The sequence below is a fragment of the Photobacterium sp. DNB22_13_2 genome (genome assembly GCF_052873915.1).
In genome coordinates this window covers 1-388 of sequence record NZ_JBNNXU010000065.1, presented here as the reverse complement: position 1 = coordinate 388, position 388 = coordinate 1, and the positions used below count along the sequence as shown (strand labels likewise).

General features: G+C 67.0%; 1 protein-coding gene. It reads left to right on the top strand.

Going from position 1 to position 388, the window contains the following annotated elements; genetic code table 11:
* Nucleotides 1-388: hypothetical protein (locus tag ACVA58_RS27810; RefSeq protein WP_446513486.1), on the top strand; the 388-nt coding region annotated here is incomplete at both ends.

Here is a 388-nt window from a genome sequence, read left to right as displayed (position 1 = left end):
GAGAAAGCCCGAGATGCACGCCAGCACGGCCGCAAACACGAAGATCACCACCTTCATCCACGCCGTGTTCACGCCCATCGCCTCGGCCATCGTGCCGCTTTCCGAGCTGGCCGTGCAGCGCGAGAAGGAGCAGGAACTGCGGGTGGCGCTGCGCGAGATCCGCACCGCGATCGACGCCTACAAGGACGCGAGCGACTCGGGGTCGGTGGAGCACGAGGCGGGCGCGTCCGGCTATCCGCCATCGCTCGCGGTGCTGGCGGACGGCGTCAAGGATGCGAAGGACCCCAAGGGCGGGTTGCTGATGTTCCTGCGCAGGGTGCCACGCGATCCGTTCTTTTCCGGCGACGCGTCAACGCTGGCTGCGGATACCTGGAACGTGCGTGCATAC